Annotated in this window: 1 protein-coding gene; it reads left to right on the top strand. The window is 45.4% G+C overall.

Features of this window, described 5'->3' with window-relative positions; all coding sequences use genetic code 11:
• Positions 1-148: 148 nt before the first annotated feature.
• The coding region (locus B5E77_RS16735) for an IS110 family transposase (protein ID WP_143468664.1) at positions 149-614 on the top strand (466 nt) is incomplete at its 3' end.

Here is a 614-nt window from a genome sequence, read left to right as displayed (position 1 = left end):
AGTCCGCCTTTTCAAGCACAAATAAGTGTGACTGTGAGCACGTAATCTTATCTTTGTATAAACATTCTCGTTTATGGCTTAGGCGTTCAGTCAATGCCGTCTCTCCCTACAATCTTTTGCGAACCTATTGGTTCTGAAAGGAGTCCCTATGGCTTTAAAAATCGTGTACAAAATCTGCTGTGGCATCGATATCCACAAGACTTTTGTAGTGGCCTGCATTGCGTCTACTGATTGCAAAGGCGTCACCACCTATGAGAGCCATCGTTTTTCGACCTACACGAAGGGTCTGAAAGATTTGTTACAGTGGCTGCTCAAACACAACTGCAGGGATGTCTGTATGGAATCCACCGGTAAATACTGGATCCCTGTCTACAACGTCTTAGAAAACGATTGTACGATTGTCCTTGCTCATCCCAAATATGTTAAGGCTATCCGTGGAAAGAAAACTGACAAGAAAGATGCCAGATGGATTGCTGACCTCTTCAAGCATGATCTTGTTGCCGGCAGCTTTATGCCGCCCGCTGACATCCGCCAGCTCCGCGACCTGATGCGTTACCGTTTCAAACTGACCTGCTTTATGTCAAGCGAAAAGAATCGTTTGCAGAACTGTCTCA

The organism is Lachnoclostridium sp. An131 (assembly GCF_002160825.1).
In the GTDB taxonomy this organism is placed as follows: domain Bacteria; phylum Bacillota; class Clostridia; order Lachnospirales; family Lachnospiraceae; genus Laedolimicola.
Note: the sequence above shows the minus strand (reverse complement) of the source record. Positions and strands in the feature narration are given on the sequence as shown.